The sequence below is a fragment of the Polynucleobacter alcilacus genome, assembly GCF_018881545.1.
Classification (GTDB): domain Bacteria; phylum Pseudomonadota; class Gammaproteobacteria; order Burkholderiales; family Burkholderiaceae; genus Polynucleobacter; species Polynucleobacter alcilacus.
In genome coordinates, this window is the sequence record NZ_JACVQD010000001.1 from 1,159,171 (window position 1) to 1,175,326 (window position 16,156).

The following is a 16,156-nucleotide window of genomic DNA, read 5'->3' on the forward strand; positions in this document are numbered from 1 at the left end:
GCTACTCGCCTTCACCAAAGCGGTTATTAATTAATTCTGTCAGAGCCTGCATTGCCTCATCCGCTTTATCACCCACAGTCTCTATAGTCACTTTGCTGCCAATACCAGCTGCAAGCATCATGACACCCATAATGCTCTTGGCATTGATTTGACGTCCATTGCGCGACAAGAATATTTCACAGGGAAATTCAGCTGCCATTTGAGTTAGCTTGGCCGAAGCGCGGGCATGTAGGCCTAATTTATTAATGATTTCAATTTCAGCAACTGGCATTACGTACTCACCTCGAATTTATTCTTGATTAACCTTTGTGCCCAAACGCAAAATTCCATGCTGGCCACCGGCTAGCGCCTTATGTGCCAATTCTTCCAACTCTTCCCCGCGATGAGATATGCAGCGCATCAACATTGGCAAGTTCAGGCCTGTCAATACAATCACTTGCGATGTAAGCCCATAAGAATGGCCTACAGATTCGATCTTAGAGGCCACATTTGCTGGGGTGGCCCCCATCACGTCGGTCAATATCAAGACACCCTTACCAGTGTTCACAGCAATGGCCGCTTCAAGCACTCGCTCAAAACTATCTTTGATATCTTCATGCGGAGGAATATCAACTGCGCTGATACGCTCTGGCAAATCACCAAAGGTATGCTCAATAAAACTTAGCATTGCGCTCGCAAGAGGGGTGTGTGCAACTATTAATATTCCGGTCATCTTATGACAATGCTTTCTCAAGCGCCTTCAACCAAAACTGCGGGACATCAAAACCACTTTGATCTGTTATTTCAACAAAACAAGTGGGGCTAGTAACATTTATTTCAGTAAGGTAACCGCCGATTAAATCTAGTCCAACCAAGAATAAACCACGCTGATTCAAAATTGGCGCAAGTCTTTCAGCAACTTGTTTTTCAACTGCAGATAAAGGCATAGCAACGCCTTTTCCGCCAGCAGCTAAATTCCCACGAATTTCATTGCCCTGAGGAATCCGCGCTAAGGAGAATGGGACTACCTCACCCCCAATCAACAAGACGCGCTTATCGCCTTGCGCTATCTCCGGCAAGAATCTTTGTATCATCAGGGTTCTAGCGCCATTTTGCCCCAAGGTTTCTACAATACTGGCCAAATTAAGCCCATCTGGCCCCACCCGAAACACGCCCATTCCACCCATGCCATCGAGGGGTTTAATCACAATATCGTGCTGCACCCGATGAAATTCCTCCACCGCACTCAATTCACGAGCCACTAATGTGGGGGGAATTAATTCTGAAAATTCAGTAATTGATAGTTTTTCAGAATGGTCGCGCACTGCAGCGGGTGCGTTCAATACGATTGCACCCTGCCTTACAGCTGCAGATAGCAACCAAGTTGCGTTGAGATACTCAATATCAAATGGAGGGTCGGTACGCATCAATACTGCGGAAAAAGAGTTCAATACGCGAGATTCAATTTCGCCAAGCTCAAACCAAGAAGTAGAGCTTGGCTTAATAACTAGCGTCTGGCAATCAGCAAGGACTACATTCTCTTTCCACAATACATTGCGACTTTGGCAAAACCATAAACGGTGCCCAGCCTCCTGGGCAACTCGCATCATTGCTAGGGTGGAATCCTTTTTAACCTTAAAAGATTCTAGTGGATCGGCAATGAATAAAAGATCCATGTTTTATTTAGGCCGCTTCAGCATCAGGGTCAGTACGTTCAAGCTCTAAGGAGGCGGCCAATAATGCCAGGCGGGCAACTACACCATACAAGTAAAAACGGTTAGGAGCTGCACTACCAGGCTTAGCACTCATATCCGGCATTGAGTTTTGTTCGAAAGCTAAGGGCACGAAGTGCATACCAGGTGCGTTCAGATTTTCGTCAGGACCACGATCGGTATGTACACGATAGAAGCCACCAATCACATAGCGATCAATCATGTAAACCACTGGTTCAGCGACTGCCTCATTTACCTTCTCAAAGGTATATACACCTTCTTGAATCAGAACATCACTCACCTCTAGACCTTCCTTAACTACACTCATTTTGTTACGGTCTTTACGGTTCAAGTCCTTAAGCTGTGAAGGATCGTTAACCACCATCACCCCCATACCGTAGGTGCCGGCATCGGCTTTCACAACGACATAGGGTTTTTCTTTAATGCCATATTCACGATATTTTTTCGCGGTCTTTTTCAAAACTTGCTCAACCGCAGCTTGAAGCTCTTCTTCTCCCTTACGCTCATGAAAATTAACGTTTGAGCAACTGGTAAAGTAAGGATTAATCATCCAAGGGTCGATATCAACCACCTTGGCAAATTTCTTAGCAACCTCTTCATAGGCGGCAAAGTGATTTGACTTCCGACGCACATGCCAACCAGCATGTAAACCTGGCAATAAGTATTGCTCATGAATGTTTTCTAAAATCGGCGGGATTCCAGCAGACAAATCGTTATTCAATAAGATCGAACATGGGTCAAAATCTTTTAAACCTAAGCGTTGCTTTTTCAAGCCCAATCTTGATAGGGGCTCCATCAATAGACGATTACCATCTGGCAGCTCAATCCAAGTAGGCTTTTTAATTTCTTCTGAAAAAGTACCCAAGCGAACATTCAAGCCTGCTTGACGCAAGATGGAAGAAAGACGGGCAACATTTTGTAAATAAAAAGTATTGCGGGTATGGCGTTCCGGAATTAATAAAAGATTCTTCGCTTCTGGGCAGATTTTCTCAATCGCAGCCATGGCAGCTTGAACAGCCAGAGGCAACATTTGCGGGGATAGGTTATTAAAGCCGCCAGGAAATAGATTGGTATCAACTGGAGCTAACTTAAAGCCCGCATTGCGCAAATCAACTGAACAATAGAATGGCGGCGTATGCTCTTGCCACTCCAATCTGAACCAACGCTCAATAGTTGGAGTTGCTTCTAGAACCTTTGACTCTAATTCGAGCAAAGGGCCGCTTAGGGCAGTGATGAGATGTGGAACCATTCCACCATTGTAAGATTATTAAAAGAAAGACGCGGGATCCTAGGATCCCGCGCTTAAAAACTAGGCAGCCAACAAAGGCCGCCTAGTGAGGGGTAAATCGACTAATTAAGACTCGTATGCAGTCTCACCATGTGAGCTGATATCCAGTCCTTCGCGCTCGTCTTCTTCCTTGACACGCAAACCAATCACCATATCGATCAATTTGAATGCGATGAAAGAAACTACGCCGGACCAGATCAGGGTAGTAATGACACCTTGAGCCTGAATCCATAATTGGCTAGCGATGGAGTAGTCAGCAGCAGCTGCATTTGCAACATAGTCCCAAATGCCAGTTCCACCCAATGCCGGATCAGCAAATACACCGGTCAGCAAGGCGCCAGTAATACCGCCAACACCATGCACACCAAACACATCCAAGCTATCATCTGAGCCTAATATCCTCTTAAGACCAGTTACACCCCAGAGGCAAAGAACACCAGCCAATACACCTATGATGAGAGCGCCCATTGGGCCAACAAAACCAGCCGCAGGAGTAATTGCTACCAAGCCAGCTACGCAACCAGAAGCAGCACCCAACATCGATGGCTTTCCTTTGAGAACCCATTCAGCAACTGACCAACCCAATACGGCAGCAGCAGTAGCTAGATAAGTATTCACGAATGCCAATGCAGCGCTACCATTAGCTTCAAGAGCAGAGCCTGCATTGAAACCAAACCAGCCAAACCACAAGAGTGCAGCGCCCGCCATTACATAAACTAAGTTATGCGGCTTCATGGCTTCTTTGCCGTAACCAACTCGCTTGCCGATAACGTAAGAACCAACCAAACCGGCGATCGCAGCATTGATATGTACAACAGTACCGCCAGCAAAGTCGAGAACCCCTTTTTGCCATAACCAACCAGCACGAGCAGTAATTGCCTCGAGGGATGCAGCATCTTTGATGTCGTCAGGACCAGGCCAGAACCAAACCATATGAGCGATTGGCACGTAGCTGAATGTGAACCAAATAATCATGAATACTAAAATTGCAGAGAACTTAGCGCGCTCAGCAAATGAACCGATGATCAAACAGCAAGTGATCGTTGCAAACACTGCTTGGAAAGCCATAAATACATACTCAGGAATGACAACACCTTTACTAAAGGTTGCCGCAACTGAATCTGGAGTCATACCACCCAAGAACAAACGATCGAGTCCACCAACGAATGGCCCACCTTCCGTGAATGCAAAGCTATAGCCATAAATAGCCCAAAGCACTGTAATCAACGAAAAGACCATGAAACATTGCATACAGATGGACAAGATATTTTTGCTACGTGTTAAACCACCGTAAAACAAAGCCAGGCCAGGAAGTGTCATCAACAACACTAAAGCGGTACATACCATCATCCAAGCGGTATCTGCCTTGTTAGGAACTAAAGCAGGAGCGGCAGGAGCGGCCGCGGTTGCAGCAGCTGCCGCAGCAGCAACAGCAGGTTTGGCTTCATCAGCAAAAGCTGGTGATGTCACCATGACGCCAGTTGATCCAATAGCCAAAGCCATCGCACCGCCAGCAAGGAGTTTTTTCATCCAAGTTAACATTTTGAGCCTCTCTTTAAAGTGCTGACGCGCCGGTTTCACCGGTGCGAATACGAATGACATGCTCAATAGGAGAGACAAAAATCTTGCCATCACCAATCTTGCCAGTACGTGCTGATTTTTCAATTGCTTCAATCGCACGCTCCAAGATGCCATCATCAACAGCAGCTTCAATTTTTACTTTAGGTAAAAAATCAACAACATACTCAGCGCCGCGATACAGCTCGGTATGACCTTTTTGACGACCAAAGCCTTTGACTTCAGTGACAGTGATGCCCGAAACTCCGACTTCCGAGAGAGCTTCGCGCACTTCGTCAAGCTTGAAGGGCTTGATGATTGCGGTAATTAATTTCATGTGTTTCTCCGTTTAGATGTGGAAATTAGAAAGCCTTTGTTAAGGAAATCAAACCGGTAGATTTACCCAAGTTCTTGCCTTGTGGATTGGAATAAGCGTAGCCGCCCCCATAAGTTGCCGCATTGGTGCCAACATAAGATATAGCGCCAGATAAACCGCCGCCGAAATCTTTAGTTACACCCAATTTCCAATCGGTATAACTATACAAAGTACTGTTGCTAGTTCCATTAGCAATCTGCGCACCCGCATAAGAAAGAGAGCCGTTATTTAAATTACCCGCAATATACTGATACCCAATGTGGCCATTCAATGACAAGCCCCATACACCAGTGTCGTAGTTCAATGTTAAGTCAGGATAGTAAGAGCCAGATGAGTTGGCGGTTCCAAAGATTTGCGTTAATGCATAAGAAACTTTGGCAAAGCCAGTTAATGGGCCAAAGGTGAAGTTTTGAGCAACATACACTTCACTAGTATTTGGGTTCGTTGCGCCATTAGGCAAGCCTGAGGTCGGATAGTAGTATTGCAAGAACCCAATATCACTCGCAAAGCCTTCGCCAATTAACTCTTTCTTAAAGCCAGCATAGAAGTCCATTTCAATAGGAGCGGATACAGTTTTACCAGCTGAAGGATTCCCTCCGACGCTGCCATTTTGACCATAAGCATCGCTAATCCAGCTAATCGAGCTGTTCCAGTTACCAATGTAGAAACCGCTTTCATGCGCGTAATCAAAACCACCTTGAATAGCTGGCTTGAAATTTGACTGACTAAGACCGCGGTAACGATAGTCGTTAACAACTGTTACGTTTGCAGTGATCGGGCTTACTTCTGGAGCGGCTGGCTCATCAGCAGCATATGCAGATTGCATTGCTACGCCGCTCAATAAAGCTACAGCAGCAGCTGATAGGGCTTTCTTGTGCAAAGATTTCATGTGTTACTCCTTACTTGTTTTAATTAAAAATAAGTTGAATGATTAATGCATGGAGTGATCATGAAGCGCGCACCAGACTGGGAATCAGGATCATTCCCCTAAATAATGCCAATGCACCTATTTAGTGCACTTGATTGCACTAATTGGGGGAAATTCGGCTGAAATTGCGGTTTTCGGGCCCTTTTTGAGACTTTTGGCCACACAACATAAAATATCAATGTGTATCTTTTCTACAACTACCAATAGAACTGTGAATCCCAATCATGCAAAAACCAGGCGAGATCCTCGAACAAATTCAACGTATCGCAAGCGATATGCAAAACAAAGTGGGGGATGCGATCCGAAATTCACCAGCGCAAGAGATTGAAAAAAATGTTCGCGCGATGATGAACCAAGGTTTTCAGAAAATGGACCTAGTAACGCGCGAAGAATTTGATTTACAAACGAAGGTACTTGCTAAAACTAGAGAAAAATTAGAGGCATTAGAGGCCAAAGTGGCTACCTTAGAAAAATCTGAATAAGACTACTTTAGGTGTTGATTTTTATTCTGGATAGAAGTCATTAAAGAAGTTTGTGTATTCTTCTTTAGATAACATTATCTTTGCGTTGTCCGCATTTGCGTTGGCGTGCAATACTGATACTTGATAGACCCATACACCGCCATCACTCATTGGACGAGTAATCCAACGCACTCGCATGAATTGCTGTGCTTTTCCATCCGATTTTAATGTGATGAAGTAGTCTTGCGTTGGTATACGCTGACGACTAGCAGTTTGATAAGTCGCACTCTCTTCCTCTACTATTCCACCGCTTGCTTTGGCTCTCTCCAGGATATTATTTTGCAAGTGCAAGAGCAGCTTTGGTAATGAGGCAATCTGATCGACGGAGAGCTGAATAGAGCTGATGGCATAAATATCATCATCTATTTTTACAGCCTCAAGAGTTTGAAGCAATTCTTGATCTTGATAAGGAATGCGTCGCTCCAGCTTATCTGGTTTACCAGGAAATAAAGCGGTATATCTTTCTTGAGGTGACTGAACAGTGCGCCAGTCTAGTTTTGGACTGCAGGCTACTAGAAGAATTGCAACTGCCAGTAAAGCGCATGCTTTTGCGAAACCTTTAGACAACTCCCGCTCCGAGGGCCTGTTGATCAGCATGGTAGCTCGAGCGCACCATTGCACCCACTGCAGCGTGGGAAAAGCCCATGGCATAAGCCTCTGCTTCAAACATCTTAAAAACATCAGGATGAACATAGCGCCTTACTGGAAGGTGATGACCTGATGGTGCGAGGTACTGACCAATGGTAAGCATATCTATATTGTGCTCACGCATATCCCGCATAACTTCTAATATTTCTTCGTCAGTTTCACCAAGACCAAGCATCAAACCACTCTTCGTTGGAATATGAGTAAAGCGTTCTTTGAAATCTTTCAAGAGTTTTAAAGAGTGCAAATAATCAGCTCCTGGTCTTGCTTCTTTGTACAAACGGGGAACTGTTTCTAGATTATGGTTCATCACATCTGGCAGACCACTAGGCGCGTGCTCGGAAAAAATATTCAATGCTTTATCTAGACGCCCACGAAAATCTGGCACCAATACTTCAATACGCGTATTCGGTGAAAGTGCGCGTGATTGCGAAATACAATCGACATAATGCATGGCACCGCCATCCCGTAAATCATCACGATCTACGCTGGTAATCACTACGTAATTTAATTTCAATGCAGCGATCGTACGAGCTAAGTTGGCAGGTTCTTTTATATCAAGAGGATCCGGTCTACCATGCCCAACATCACAGAATGGGCAACGTCGAGTGCACTTATCGCCCATGATCATGAATGTGGCAGTACCTTTGCCAAAACACTCACCAATATTAGGACAACTGGCTTCTTCGCAAACCGTGACAAGCTCGTTTTCACGCAAGATTTTTTTGATCTCATTAAAACGAGAATTTCCTGATGCTGCTTTAACCCGAATCCAGTCTGGCTTCTTTAAAACTTCCACCAAAGGAATAATCTTGATTGGAATACGCGCAGTCTTCTCGCTCGACTTTTGTTTACGAGATGCGTCGTAATTGAGGTCTTGGCGCGCCTCAAAAGACTTGTCGGTATTGGTTTTAATTATGGTCATGATGACATCAGTTGCTTTTGTAAATGCTCCAAAAGCTTTTGGCTAATAATCCCCATATTGTCCTTGATCCCAAGAGTTTGCATATCAACCGTCTTTAAACCCTCGTACCCACAAGGGTGGATCCGCTCGAAAGCTTCTAAATCAGTAGCTACATTCAGAGCTAGACCATGATAAGAACAGTTTTTAGAGACTTTTAAGCCTAAAGCCGCCACCTTTGCACCAATCCATTCCGCAGGAATTCCGGGCTGCTTAGCCACATAAATCCCTGGTGCGCCAGGACGTCTTTCTGCTTGAATCCCGAAATCGGCCAGAGTATCAATCAGTGCCTGCTCAATGCGTGAGACGAATTCTTTTACAAAAATCCCAAGGCGCTTGAGATCCAGAAGGAGATAAACCACAATCTGGCCCGGGCCGTGATAGGTGATCTCACCACCACGATCAACCTGCACTAGCGGAATTTGGCTGCTTGGTGAATGCAGATTACTCGCATCACCTGCAAGCCCTAAGGTAAAGACGGGTACGTGTTCTAAAACCCAAATCTCATCTGGTGTTGAACTGTGACGCTCTTTGGTAAAAGTTTGCATCGCCTCATACGTTGGTACGTATTCCACTAAACCGAGATGTTTTACCAAAAGGGGCATCGAGCAATTACAGAACGATACTTACTAGGGGATGTGTAGACAAGGTTCTATATAACTCATCTAATTGCTCACGACTAGTAGCGGTGATCGGCAAAGTAATCCCTAAGTAATTTCCGTCCTTAGAAGGTCTTTGTTCAACCTTGCTCTCATCGAACGTTGGATCAAATTGCTTAGCGATGTGAATAATTGCTGGTAAATATTCTGGATTAGCCTTGCCCATTACCTTAATGGGAAATTGCGATGGATACTCGATCAGTGATTTTTCTTCAGCCATAGTTTTTAGAGTCTCTTATTGTTTGCGATGATCTGGCATACCAAGCCATGCACCAGTAATAATATTGCGGATGCAATGTAAGCGGCGATGGAAAAAGTGGTCGGCACCTGGCACTACTTGTACAGTCAATTCTTGTGGGCGCGCCCAATCAAACACATCGATCAAAGGAATGGTTTCATCCACTTCCCCATGAATGAGGATGGTATCTGCAGGAACTGGAGCGAGGGTCCATTTACCAGCAGCACTACCAACCATCACTAAGCGTTCAGCTGGGCGTCCCAATTCAGAAAGTCTTTTAACCAAATGGCTTCCAACAAAACTACCAAAGGAGAAACCTGAAATTACGAGTGGCAAGGTATTCACACCAGAAACCCAAGATTGATTCAGGGTTGCCTCAAATTGAGCCCAGCTAGATGGGGTGCGCATCCAATCCGTCACATGCAATAAATCTTCCAATTCGCCAACGCCATCATCATGCACGCCTGCTGTGCTGCCCACACCACGAAAATTAGGGCGCACGCTGACGTAACCCAGTTGATTAAAAGCGCGGGCCATAGTCTGGGCAACTTTGTTATCCATCGTGCCGCCCATGAGCGGGTGCGGATGGGCGACTAAAGCCAAGCCGCGCACTGAATAGGATGGATCATTTTTTAATTCATCAGGAAGGTCAATGGACATTTCTATTGAGCCAACAATGCCATTAATCTGAATTACTTTGGTACGGCTATTCATGAGAAAACTTTCAGCAATAAAACACTATGCTAATTGCAGACGCTCTACTGGACGCCCTTCAATTAAATGGGATTGAATAATTTCTTCAACATCCTCTTGATCTACCAAGGTATACCAAATACCTTCGGGATAAATCACCATTACTGGGCCATCTGCACAGCGATCTAAACACCCTGCCTTATTAACACGAATCTTGCCCGGGCCAGCAAGACCGAGTTCTTTTACCCTTTTTTTTGCATATTCAAATAATGCAAATGCGTTATGGCGATCGCAACAATCTTCGCCATTACTGCGCTGATTTAAACAAAAAAATAAGTGGTGTGAATAGCTCATATAAAAATTATATTCGTCAATGTTTCGATTTCATTTCTGCGGCATTGTTTTGAATCATCCAAATCAATGCAACAGGTAACCATACCACTGAAACCCATTGCATTAACTCATTAAAGTGTACTAAGCGACCTTGATGCCAATGGCGCAAATTCATAATGAAATACGGGTTATCAGGCAACTGATTGATCACAATAGTGGCAGTAATCAAACAAAATAGCGCTAGCCAAAACTTGGCTTTTTGTCTCAATCTCAGAGCCCATCGCAATGAGATACTTCCCAGCACCATTCCCCATAATGCTCCAGCTGTGAGCCAGATCAAACTAAACTCTCCACCAAACTGGAGTGCAGTGAAGAAAGTCTTCATTAATACAGTGAAACACAGTAGTCCATTTAAGATCCGCCATTGTGGTGCTTTTGCTCTTAAGCCCGATGAGAGTAGCAAGGCCACACCAAGCCAACAAAGTGCAGTAATGAATGTCTCTTGCACCACTTGATTGATAACGAACGTTCCCCAATCAATTGAACCAAAAATAGCATGCCCCCATACACCAGTTCCAAGCCAAGAACTTTGAGGATAGATTTGCGACCAGGGAAATAACAATAAAAGGGTGCAACCTCCCCAATCCAGGCCAAACCACTGATCAAAGCGACGACGAATAGCACTACCAGACAACCATTGCGGGCCCAGCGGAATAGCCAGCAATCCACCCAAGAGACCGCCAAACACATTAGCCCACCAATCCATCGAGCTAGGAATGCGGGTAGGCACCCAAGATTGCAAGGTTTCTACACTAAACGCCAATAAAGCACTCAGTCCAATGGCTATGCTCAGGGCCACAAAATTACGCCAACGGGGATACGTAGCGAAAACTAATAAAAACCCAAATGGGATATAAGCCAGGATATTGACCGATACATCAAATAAAGTAATAAAGCGGGGTAAAGGGGCATCTAACCAGGCTGAGGCAGATATTCCATTATGAAAATCAAAATCAAAGGGATTGAGGCTGACATAAATGATTAATAGCGCATAGCTCAGACTCATAGCCCGAGCAAGCGGCATGGCCTGGAGGGGCCAAACAAACTTGTGGGGGCGCTGCTCTTTTTGATCCATCCCACAATTCTAGGTCAGACCTTTCTACAATGGCGAAATGACTGCAAATAGCATCCTTGAACGCGTTGCCGAAACTAGATCTACCAATGACGATCTTTTGGAGCGCTGGCGCGCTGGACAGCTGATTGACCCAATAGCCCGGCTTGCCCATAAACAAACTGCGGGCAAAGGTAGGGCTGGGCGCACATGGCTCGCCAACCCAGAAGACTCACTCTGCTTTTCCTTGGCCTTTCCATTTAAAAGAAGTCCGGCCGAACTCACTGGGCTTAGTCTATTAGTAGGGTTAGCGACAATCTCCGGCATCGCACAAGCATGTGGACTAGATGAAGAAGCGTTATATCAAAAGGGTATACGCCTAAAGTGGCCCAATGATTTACTCCTAAATGGGGCGAAGCTTGGCGGCATTTTGATAGAAGGTGGTCAAACAAAACCCAGTGATCCAAGCTGGATGATTATTGGTGTTGGACTTAATTTGTGCAATGCTAATGCAATTGAAGCAAGCTTGAGTAATCTCAATAATCTGAAGATTGGATCGCTGGATCAAATACTGCAAGCACCATCCAAAATTCCCGATATGGAATACCTTTGGCTAAAAATCGTTTCTGCTCTGGAGCGCCGTCTCAATGAATTTGATCGCCATGGCTTCATCCTTTTTGAAGAGCAATGGAAGAAGTGGGATGCTTATCAAGATCAAGCGGTATGCATCTCTGATACAGGTAAAGATTCCCTATATGGAGTTGCAAAAGGGATAGACCACACTGGTGCACTACTATTACAACAAGAAAATAAAACCATCACCATTCATGCTGGTGATGTTTCTTTAAGAGTTCAATCATGAGTCTTTACTTATTATTCGACGTTGGTAATACGCGCCTCAAATGGGCTGCCGTTGAATCATCACAACAGCCATCAGATCGACAAAAGAAGTTGTGGGCCTACTCTGGATCTATCAGCAGCAAATCTTTAGCATCTCCTGAACATAGATCGGAGCTTGCTGATTACATCGCTAAAACTTTGCCCATGCCAGATGTCATTGGGTTTAGTTGCGTGGCTGGCGAAGACGCGATTGAAAATCTCAAATCCCTTTTTCCACAATGGGGGGCTATTTCCTGGAAACAGCTCAGCGGCAATACTGAATATGCCGGCGTTCGTACTCTTTATCGAGATCCTAGCAAGCTAGGTGCAGACCGTTGGGCTGCCGTCATTGGCGCGCGCGCCCTATCCAGCACTAACACCTTAATCATTAACGCTGGAACAGCTACCACCATTGATTTACTTGGCTCAAATGGAGTGCACTATGGTGGCTGGATCTTGCCGGGACTCGAGCTAATGCAAACAAGCTTGGAGAGGAACACTGCGCAACTTCCTCTTGCTGTCCGTGGTGATCCTAATCAAGGCTTTGGCTTGTCTACCAACGATGCCATTATTGGCGGGTGCGACGCTGCTCAAGTCGGCGCGATCCAATATGCCATTCAATTGGCCAAAGAAATGAATCATCCAGTCGAAAGAGTGTGGGTCGATGGGGGTAACGCCAAAATTCTGGTTAATGAGATAAATCGATCTCAAACGGCAGGTTTAATCGTCATCGAACCTGTTGAGGGCTTAGTCCTCCGCGGTATTTGGGCCTGGTTACTGCAGAATCTTTAAGAGCGGATCCTACCGAGGAGGCTGGTAGTCGAGCGCTCATAAAGAAATGGAATGGCGATCGCTTTGCCTCCCCAGCTTTTCACTAAATGTGTTTCTGCCAAGGTATCAATTTCATAATCGCCGCCTTTGACATAAATATCCGGCCGAATTTTCTCAATCAAGTTCACTGGCGTTTGCTCAGCAAAGAGCACCACCATATCAACACTCTCAAGGGCGGCTAACAAGGCTTGACGATCAGCCTCTGAATTAATTGGCCTGTCATCGCCTTTACCCAGCATTTTTACTGAAGCATCTGAATTCACGCCCGCTACTAGGCTTCCACCTAGAGCGCGCGCTTGAGCTAAATAGCTGGCATGTCCGCGATGCAAGATATCAAATACCCCATTAGTAAATACCAATGGTCTAGGAAGCTTTGCAATGCGTGCTGCAAGCTGGTCCAGAGGACAAACTTTAGATTCAAAAGAAGGTAGCGGTAAAGAACTCATAGCTCAATATTAATGGCTTTAGGAGTAGTCCAGCGATATTACTCAGAATGTCTTAGACTTGATGCACTCAGGATCCAATAAAAGAAGGCGCTAAATGCACTGCCGTATCCCCCGATTCATCCTCTCTTGGCTTTTTACCCCACTAGCCCTCCTAGCCGATATAAACATTGCCAATGCTGCCACTAGTTGCAGCCCTCTGTTATCGCATACCTTCCCCCGTCTGCAGGATGAGGCCCCACAAAACCTCTGCCAATACCAGGGCAAAGTAATCCTCGTTGTGAATACCGCCAGCTTTTGTGGCTTTACCAGTCAATATGAAGGACTTGAGAAGATTTATGCCAAATACAAAGATCAGGGTTTCGTAGTTTTGGGTTTTCCTTCTAATGATTTTGGCCAACAGGAGCCAGGAAGCAATAAAGAAATAGCTGATTTTTGTAAAAATACCTATGACGTGAAGTTCCCGATGTTTGCAAAGAGCTCGGTCTCAGGCAGCAACCCGAACCCCCTCTTTAAGATGTTGATTACTAAAACCGGTACAACTCCAAAATGGAACTTTTATAAATATCTGATTGACCGCAACGGAAATGTGATTGACTCCTACGGCAGCATGACCAAGCCAAGCAGTAGCAGCCTCACTGGTGCAATCGAAAAGCTCTTGGGAGAAAAGTCCCAGTGATAAAAAAACGTATCGCCATTGTTGGGTCTGGCATATCTGGGCTCGGCTGCGCTTATGCCTTACGAGAGCATCCTGAATTTGACTTAACCATCTATGAGTCTGGCGATCACATTGGCGGCCATAGTAATACAGTTGATTTCAATTGCCCAGTTAACGGCAAGCAAATCACGCATGGGGTTGACACTGGGTTCTTGGTTTTCAATCGCAAAACCTATCCGCGCCTAGTCCGGCTCTTTGAAGAAATTCAAGCTCCCATAGCTCCTTCGGAAATGTCCTTCTCAGTATCAATTGATACATCCGAGAAAAATCAAGGTAACAAAAATATTGAATGGGCCGGAAACGATCTCAACTCATTCTTTGGCCAGAGGTCTAATTTGCTCTCACCATCCTTTTGGCGAATGGCTTACGATATTTTACGCTTCAATCGTCTAGCAACTAAGCTAGCTAAACAGCAAATTGATGCAGGTCATCTTTACAAAGAGCCTAATGAAACGATTGCCAACTTCCTAGACCGTAACCGCCTCAGTCAAAGCTTTAGAGAAAATTATTTTTTACCAATGATCGGCGCGATCTGGTCTTGTTCAGTTGAGCAAATGCTCGAGTTTCCGATTCAAACGATGGTCCGCTTCTGTCACAACCATGGTTTATTGCAGATCCAAAACCGTCCTCAATGGCTTACGATTCAAGGTGGCTCACGAGAATACGTGAAACGCATTTTGGCTGCCTTAGCCACTCATCAAGTAAAGATTGTTCGCGAGGCTGTACAGCGCATTAATGCCCCTCAAGATGGCACATCTCAAGTTGAGCTGCTTACTCAATCCGGTTCAGTATTTTTTGACGAAGTTGTCATGGCCTGTCATAGCGATCAAACACTTGATGTAGTTCACGGAATTAATCAACAAGCCCGAAATATTTTGGCAGCAATTCCTTATCAAAAGAATCGCGCAATTCTTCATACTGATGTCCGATTTTTGCCCAATGAAAAACGCTGTTGGGCAGCCTGGAATTACACCGCCAAGTCAGGCATGAAGTTGTCATCAAAGCAGCATGTCAGCGTCAACTACCTGATTAATCGCTTGCAGCCACTGCCCGATCAGCTTAAAGATATTCCCATTATCGTTAGCCTTAATCCTGCTTCGGAGCCAGATCCTCGGCTGATTCATCAAGAAATCCATTATTCACACCCCGTCTTTGATATGAGTGCCATTCAAGCGCAAAAAGAATTGCCGCTCATACAAGGCGCATCCTCTATCTGGTATTGCGGTGCCTGGACCGGCTTTGGCTTTCATGAGGACGGCTTACGTTCTGGTGAACTGGTAGCAGAAGCCTTAATCGAGCGTATTCGGTCTCCACACAAAATACTTCCTAAGCAAGACGCTCAATAAATGAATTCGCCAAAGATTAACTTTGGGCTTGTGAAGCATCAGCGACTTAGGCCAGCCAAAAATGCCTTTGGTTATGGTGTATTCACCATATCTATCCCAATGCGTGCCAGGAGTCTTAATCCTCAGCTATTAAATCAATACGGCTTAAAAGACAATCGCCTAGGCTTATTTTCTTTCTTTGATAAAGATCATGGCCTTGGGCAAGAAGATAGTCTGAAATGGATTGAGAATATATTGCAAGAAAATGCAATCCCCAATGTAGATGGCGAAATTTGGCTACAAACTTTTCCAAGAGTTTTAGCTTATGTATTTAATCCCATCAGTTTTTGGATGTGCACACGCGCAGATGGTCAAGTACAGGCTGTACTGGCTGAAGTGAATAATACCTTTGGGGAGCGTCACTGCTACTTGCTCTACAAAAGCTCAGGGGATGTTTTATGTTCTGGCGAAACACTCAACAGTAAAAAAGTATTCTATGTATCCCCATTTTGTGAGGTACGTGGCGAGTACCATTTTCGTTTCCTATTTCCTCAAGACAGCAGTAGCGGGACTCATTCAGTTTGCCGAATTGAACTGCATGAAGATGGCTCTCCACTGATCAATACCAGTATCAGCGGAACTAGTTATCCCTTAAGTCAACGCAAGCTCTGGCTGGCGTTTCTACGCTTTCCTTTAATGAGTCTTGGGGTAATATTTCGTATCCACTGGCAAGCCTTGAAATTATGGCTAAAAGGTGTACCCTTTCACTCAAAGCCCAACCCACCAGAATTCGAAGTTAGCAAATGAATCGTCCTGGACAATCCCTTCTATCGAGACTAAATTTCTCAGGGCCACAGAGAAATGCTGCCAAGGCCAACCCTTTTCGTATTAGTACTAATACACTTTTACGACTTTTATCGCAGCTGAGTAGCGGCCAC

21 protein-coding genes are annotated in these 16,156 nt (G+C 45.0%); 6 read left to right on the forward strand and 15 right to left on the reverse strand.

The features are described from left to right. Position 1 precedes the first annotated feature (1 nt). From ICN45_RS05905 to ICN45_RS05935, 7 genes are all read right to left on the reverse strand, one after another. The gene (locus ICN45_RS05905; protein WP_216174414.1) at positions 2–271 is read right to left on the reverse strand and encodes an HPr family phosphocarrier protein; all 270 of its coding nucleotides are present in this window, start codon (positions 269–271) and stop codon (positions 2–4) included. A gap of 18 nt (positions 272–289) precedes the next feature. Continuing rightward, positions 290–712 carry a PTS sugar transporter subunit IIA gene (locus ICN45_RS05910; protein ID WP_216174417.1) on the reverse strand — a complete coding sequence of 141 codons (423 nt, stop codon included), beginning with the start codon at positions 710–712 and terminating at the stop codon, positions 290–292. 1 nt (position 713) lies between these two features. Continuing rightward, on the reverse strand, positions 714–1,655 hold the full coding sequence (gene gshB / locus ICN45_RS05915) for a glutathione synthase (protein WP_216174420.1): 942 nt from the start codon (positions 1,653–1,655) through the stop codon (positions 714–716). 7 nt (positions 1,656–1,662) lie between these two features. After that, on the reverse strand, positions 1,663–2,961 hold the full coding sequence (gshA, locus tag ICN45_RS05920) for a glutamate--cysteine ligase (protein ID WP_216174423.1): 1,299 nt from the start codon (positions 2,959–2,961) through the stop codon (positions 1,663–1,665). Positions 2,962–3,066: 105 nt separating this feature from the next. Continuing rightward, the gene (locus ICN45_RS05925) at positions 3,067–4,542 is read right to left on the reverse strand and encodes an ammonium transporter (RefSeq protein ID WP_216175647.1); all 1,476 of its coding nucleotides are present in this window, start codon (positions 4,540–4,542) and stop codon (positions 3,067–3,069) included. A gap of 13 nt (positions 4,543–4,555) precedes the next feature. Then, entirely contained in the window at positions 4,556–4,894 is a 339-nt protein-coding gene (locus ICN45_RS05930) for a P-II family nitrogen regulator (RefSeq protein ID WP_216174425.1), read from the reverse strand. A gap of 25 nt (positions 4,895–4,919) precedes the next feature. Continuing rightward, entirely contained in the window at positions 4,920–5,822 is a 903-nt protein-coding gene (locus ICN45_RS05935; protein ID WP_216174428.1) for a TorF family putative porin, read from the reverse strand. A 263-nt stretch (positions 5,823–6,085) separates the two neighbouring features. Between ICN45_RS05935 and ICN45_RS05940 the strand changes: the two genes are divergently transcribed. After that, positions 6,086–6,343 (forward strand): accessory factor UbiK family protein, encoded by a 258-nt coding sequence (locus ICN45_RS05940; protein ID WP_216174432.1) that lies wholly within the window; start codon positions 6,086–6,088, stop codon positions 6,341–6,343. Between the two features lie 21 nt (positions 6,344–6,364). On the opposite strand, the gene ICN45_RS05945 is transcribed toward ICN45_RS05940, so the two are convergent. The 7 genes from ICN45_RS05945 to ICN45_RS05975 are packed head-to-tail and all read right to left on the reverse strand — an operon-like array spanning position 6,365 to position 11,046. After that, positions 6,365–6,949: a hypothetical protein gene (locus tag ICN45_RS05945; protein WP_255531106.1), complete on the reverse strand. Its 585-nt coding sequence runs from the start codon at positions 6,947–6,949 to the stop codon at positions 6,365–6,367. Then, positions 6,942–7,952 carry a lipoyl synthase gene (lipA, locus tag ICN45_RS05950; RefSeq protein WP_216174435.1) on the reverse strand — a complete coding sequence of 337 codons (1,011 nt, stop codon included), beginning with the start codon at positions 7,950–7,952 and terminating at the stop codon, positions 6,942–6,944. The genes ICN45_RS05945 and lipA overlap by 8 nt, the downstream gene beginning before the upstream one ends. Then, positions 7,949–8,593 carry a lipoyl(octanoyl) transferase LipB gene (lipB, locus tag ICN45_RS05955; protein WP_216174438.1) on the reverse strand — a complete coding sequence of 215 codons (645 nt, stop codon included), beginning with the start codon at positions 8,591–8,593 and terminating at the stop codon, positions 7,949–7,951. The genes lipA and lipB overlap by 4 nt, the downstream gene beginning before the upstream one ends. Positions 8,594–8,600: 7 nt before the next feature. Next, positions 8,601–8,867: a YbeD family protein gene (locus ICN45_RS05960; RefSeq protein WP_216174441.1), complete on the reverse strand. Its 267-nt coding sequence runs from the start codon at positions 8,865–8,867 to the stop codon at positions 8,601–8,603. A gap of 15 nt (positions 8,868–8,882) precedes the next feature. After that, positions 8,883–9,599 (reverse strand): alpha/beta hydrolase, encoded by a 717-nt coding sequence (locus tag ICN45_RS05965; RefSeq protein WP_216174444.1) that lies wholly within the window; start codon positions 9,597–9,599, stop codon positions 8,883–8,885. Between the two features lie 24 nt (positions 9,600–9,623). Continuing rightward, entirely contained in the window at positions 9,624–9,932 is a 309-nt protein-coding gene (locus ICN45_RS05970) for a (2Fe-2S) ferredoxin domain-containing protein (protein WP_216174447.1), read from the reverse strand. Positions 9,933–9,948: 16 nt separating this feature from the next. Next, complete coding sequence (locus ICN45_RS05975) at positions 9,949–11,046, reverse strand: VanZ family protein (RefSeq protein ID WP_216174450.1); 1,098 nt, start codon at positions 11,044–11,046, stop codon at positions 9,949–9,951. A gap of 37 nt (positions 11,047–11,083) precedes the next feature. Between ICN45_RS05975 and ICN45_RS05980 the strand changes: the two genes are divergently transcribed. Beyond that, positions 11,084–11,884: a biotin--[acetyl-CoA-carboxylase] ligase gene (locus tag ICN45_RS05980; RefSeq protein ID WP_216174453.1), complete on the forward strand. Its 801-nt coding sequence runs from the start codon at positions 11,084–11,086 to the stop codon at positions 11,882–11,884. Further along, entirely contained in the window at positions 11,881–12,693 is an 813-nt protein-coding gene (locus ICN45_RS05985; protein WP_216174457.1) for a type III pantothenate kinase, read from the forward strand. The genes ICN45_RS05980 and ICN45_RS05985 overlap by 4 nt, the downstream gene beginning before the upstream one ends. Here the strand turns inward: ICN45_RS05985 and rfaE2 are convergent. Continuing rightward, positions 12,690–13,178, reverse strand: coding sequence for a D-glycero-beta-D-manno-heptose 1-phosphate adenylyltransferase (gene rfaE2 / locus ICN45_RS05990; RefSeq protein WP_216174460.1), 489 nt, complete (start codon positions 13,176–13,178; stop codon positions 12,690–12,692). The genes ICN45_RS05985 and rfaE2 overlap by 4 nt on opposite strands. Before the next feature lie 94 nt (positions 13,179–13,272). On the opposite strand from rfaE2, the gene ICN45_RS05995 reads away from it, so the two are divergent. Genes ICN45_RS05995 through ICN45_RS06005 form a run of 3 tightly spaced genes read left to right on the forward strand, consistent with a single transcriptional unit; the run spans position 13,273 to position 16,025 of the window. Beyond that, the gene (locus ICN45_RS05995; protein WP_216174463.1) at positions 13,273–13,854 is read left to right on the forward strand and encodes a glutathione peroxidase; all 582 of its coding nucleotides are present in this window, start codon (positions 13,273–13,275) and stop codon (positions 13,852–13,854) included. Further along, positions 13,851–15,239 (forward strand): NAD(P)/FAD-dependent oxidoreductase, encoded by a 1,389-nt coding sequence (locus ICN45_RS06000; RefSeq protein ID WP_216174466.1) that lies wholly within the window; start codon positions 13,851–13,853, stop codon positions 15,237–15,239. Before ICN45_RS05995 ends, ICN45_RS06000 begins: the two co-directional genes overlap by 4 nt. After that, on the forward strand, positions 15,240–16,025 hold the full coding sequence (locus ICN45_RS06005; protein WP_216174469.1) for a DUF1365 domain-containing protein: 786 nt from the start codon (positions 15,240–15,242) through the stop codon (positions 16,023–16,025). Positions 16,026–16,156 lie beyond the last annotated feature (131 nt).

Coding starts and splice junctions, on each gene's coding strand:
- gshA (WP_216174423.1), bottom strand. CDS start 2,961: ATGGTTCCACATCTCATCACTGCCCTAAGCGGCCCTTTGCTCGAATTA.
- ICN45_RS05905 (WP_216174414.1), bottom strand. CDS start 271: ATGCCAGTTGCTGAAATTGAAATCATTAATAAATTAGGCCTACATGCC.
- ICN45_RS05985 (WP_216174457.1), top strand. CDS start 11,881: ATGAGTCTTTACTTATTATTCGACGTTGGTAATACGCGCCTCAAATGG.
- ICN45_RS05940 (WP_216174432.1), top strand. CDS start 6,086: ATGCAAAAACCAGGCGAGATCCTCGAACAAATTCAACGTATCGCAAGC.
- ICN45_RS05995 (WP_216174463.1), top strand. CDS start 13,273: ATGCACTGCCGTATCCCCCGATTCATCCTCTCTTGGCTTTTTACCCCA.
- ICN45_RS06005 (WP_216174469.1), top strand. CDS start 15,240: ATGAATTCGCCAAAGATTAACTTTGGGCTTGTGAAGCATCAGCGACTT.
- ICN45_RS05975 (WP_216174450.1), bottom strand. CDS start 11,046: ATGGATCAAAAAGAGCAGCGCCCCCACAAGTTTGTTTGGCCCCTCCAG.
- rfaE2 (WP_216174460.1), bottom strand. CDS start 13,178: ATGAGTTCTTTACCGCTACCTTCTTTTGAATCTAAAGTTTGTCCTCTG.
- ICN45_RS05935 (WP_216174428.1), bottom strand. CDS start 5,822: ATGAAATCTTTGCACAAGAAAGCCCTATCAGCTGCTGCTGTAGCTTTA.
- ICN45_RS05930 (WP_216174425.1), bottom strand. CDS start 4,894: ATGAAATTAATTACCGCAATCATCAAGCCCTTCAAGCTTGACGAAGTG.
- gshB (WP_216174420.1), bottom strand. CDS start 1,655: ATGGATCTTTTATTCATTGCCGATCCACTAGAATCTTTTAAGGTTAAA.
- lipB (WP_216174438.1), bottom strand. CDS start 8,593: ATGCCCCTTTTGGTAAAACATCTCGGTTTAGTGGAATACGTACCAACG.
- ICN45_RS05960 (WP_216174441.1), bottom strand. CDS start 8,867: ATGGCTGAAGAAAAATCACTGATCGAGTATCCATCGCAATTTCCCATT.
- lipA (WP_216174435.1), bottom strand. CDS start 7,952: ATGACCATAATTAAAACCAATACCGACAAGTCTTTTGAGGCGCGCCAA.
- ICN45_RS05980 (WP_216174453.1), top strand. CDS start 11,084: ATGACTGCAAATAGCATCCTTGAACGCGTTGCCGAAACTAGATCTACC.
- ICN45_RS05970 (WP_216174447.1), bottom strand. CDS start 9,932: ATGAGCTATTCACACCACTTATTTTTTTGTTTAAATCAGCGCAGTAAT.
- ICN45_RS05925 (WP_216175647.1), bottom strand. CDS start 4,542: ATGTTAACTTGGATGAAAAAACTCCTTGCTGGCGGTGCGATGGCTTTG.
- ICN45_RS05965 (WP_216174444.1), bottom strand. CDS start 9,599: ATGAATAGCCGTACCAAAGTAATTCAGATTAATGGCATTGTTGGCTCA.
- ICN45_RS05910 (WP_216174417.1), bottom strand. CDS start 712: ATGACCGGAATATTAATAGTTGCACACACCCCTCTTGCGAGCGCAATG.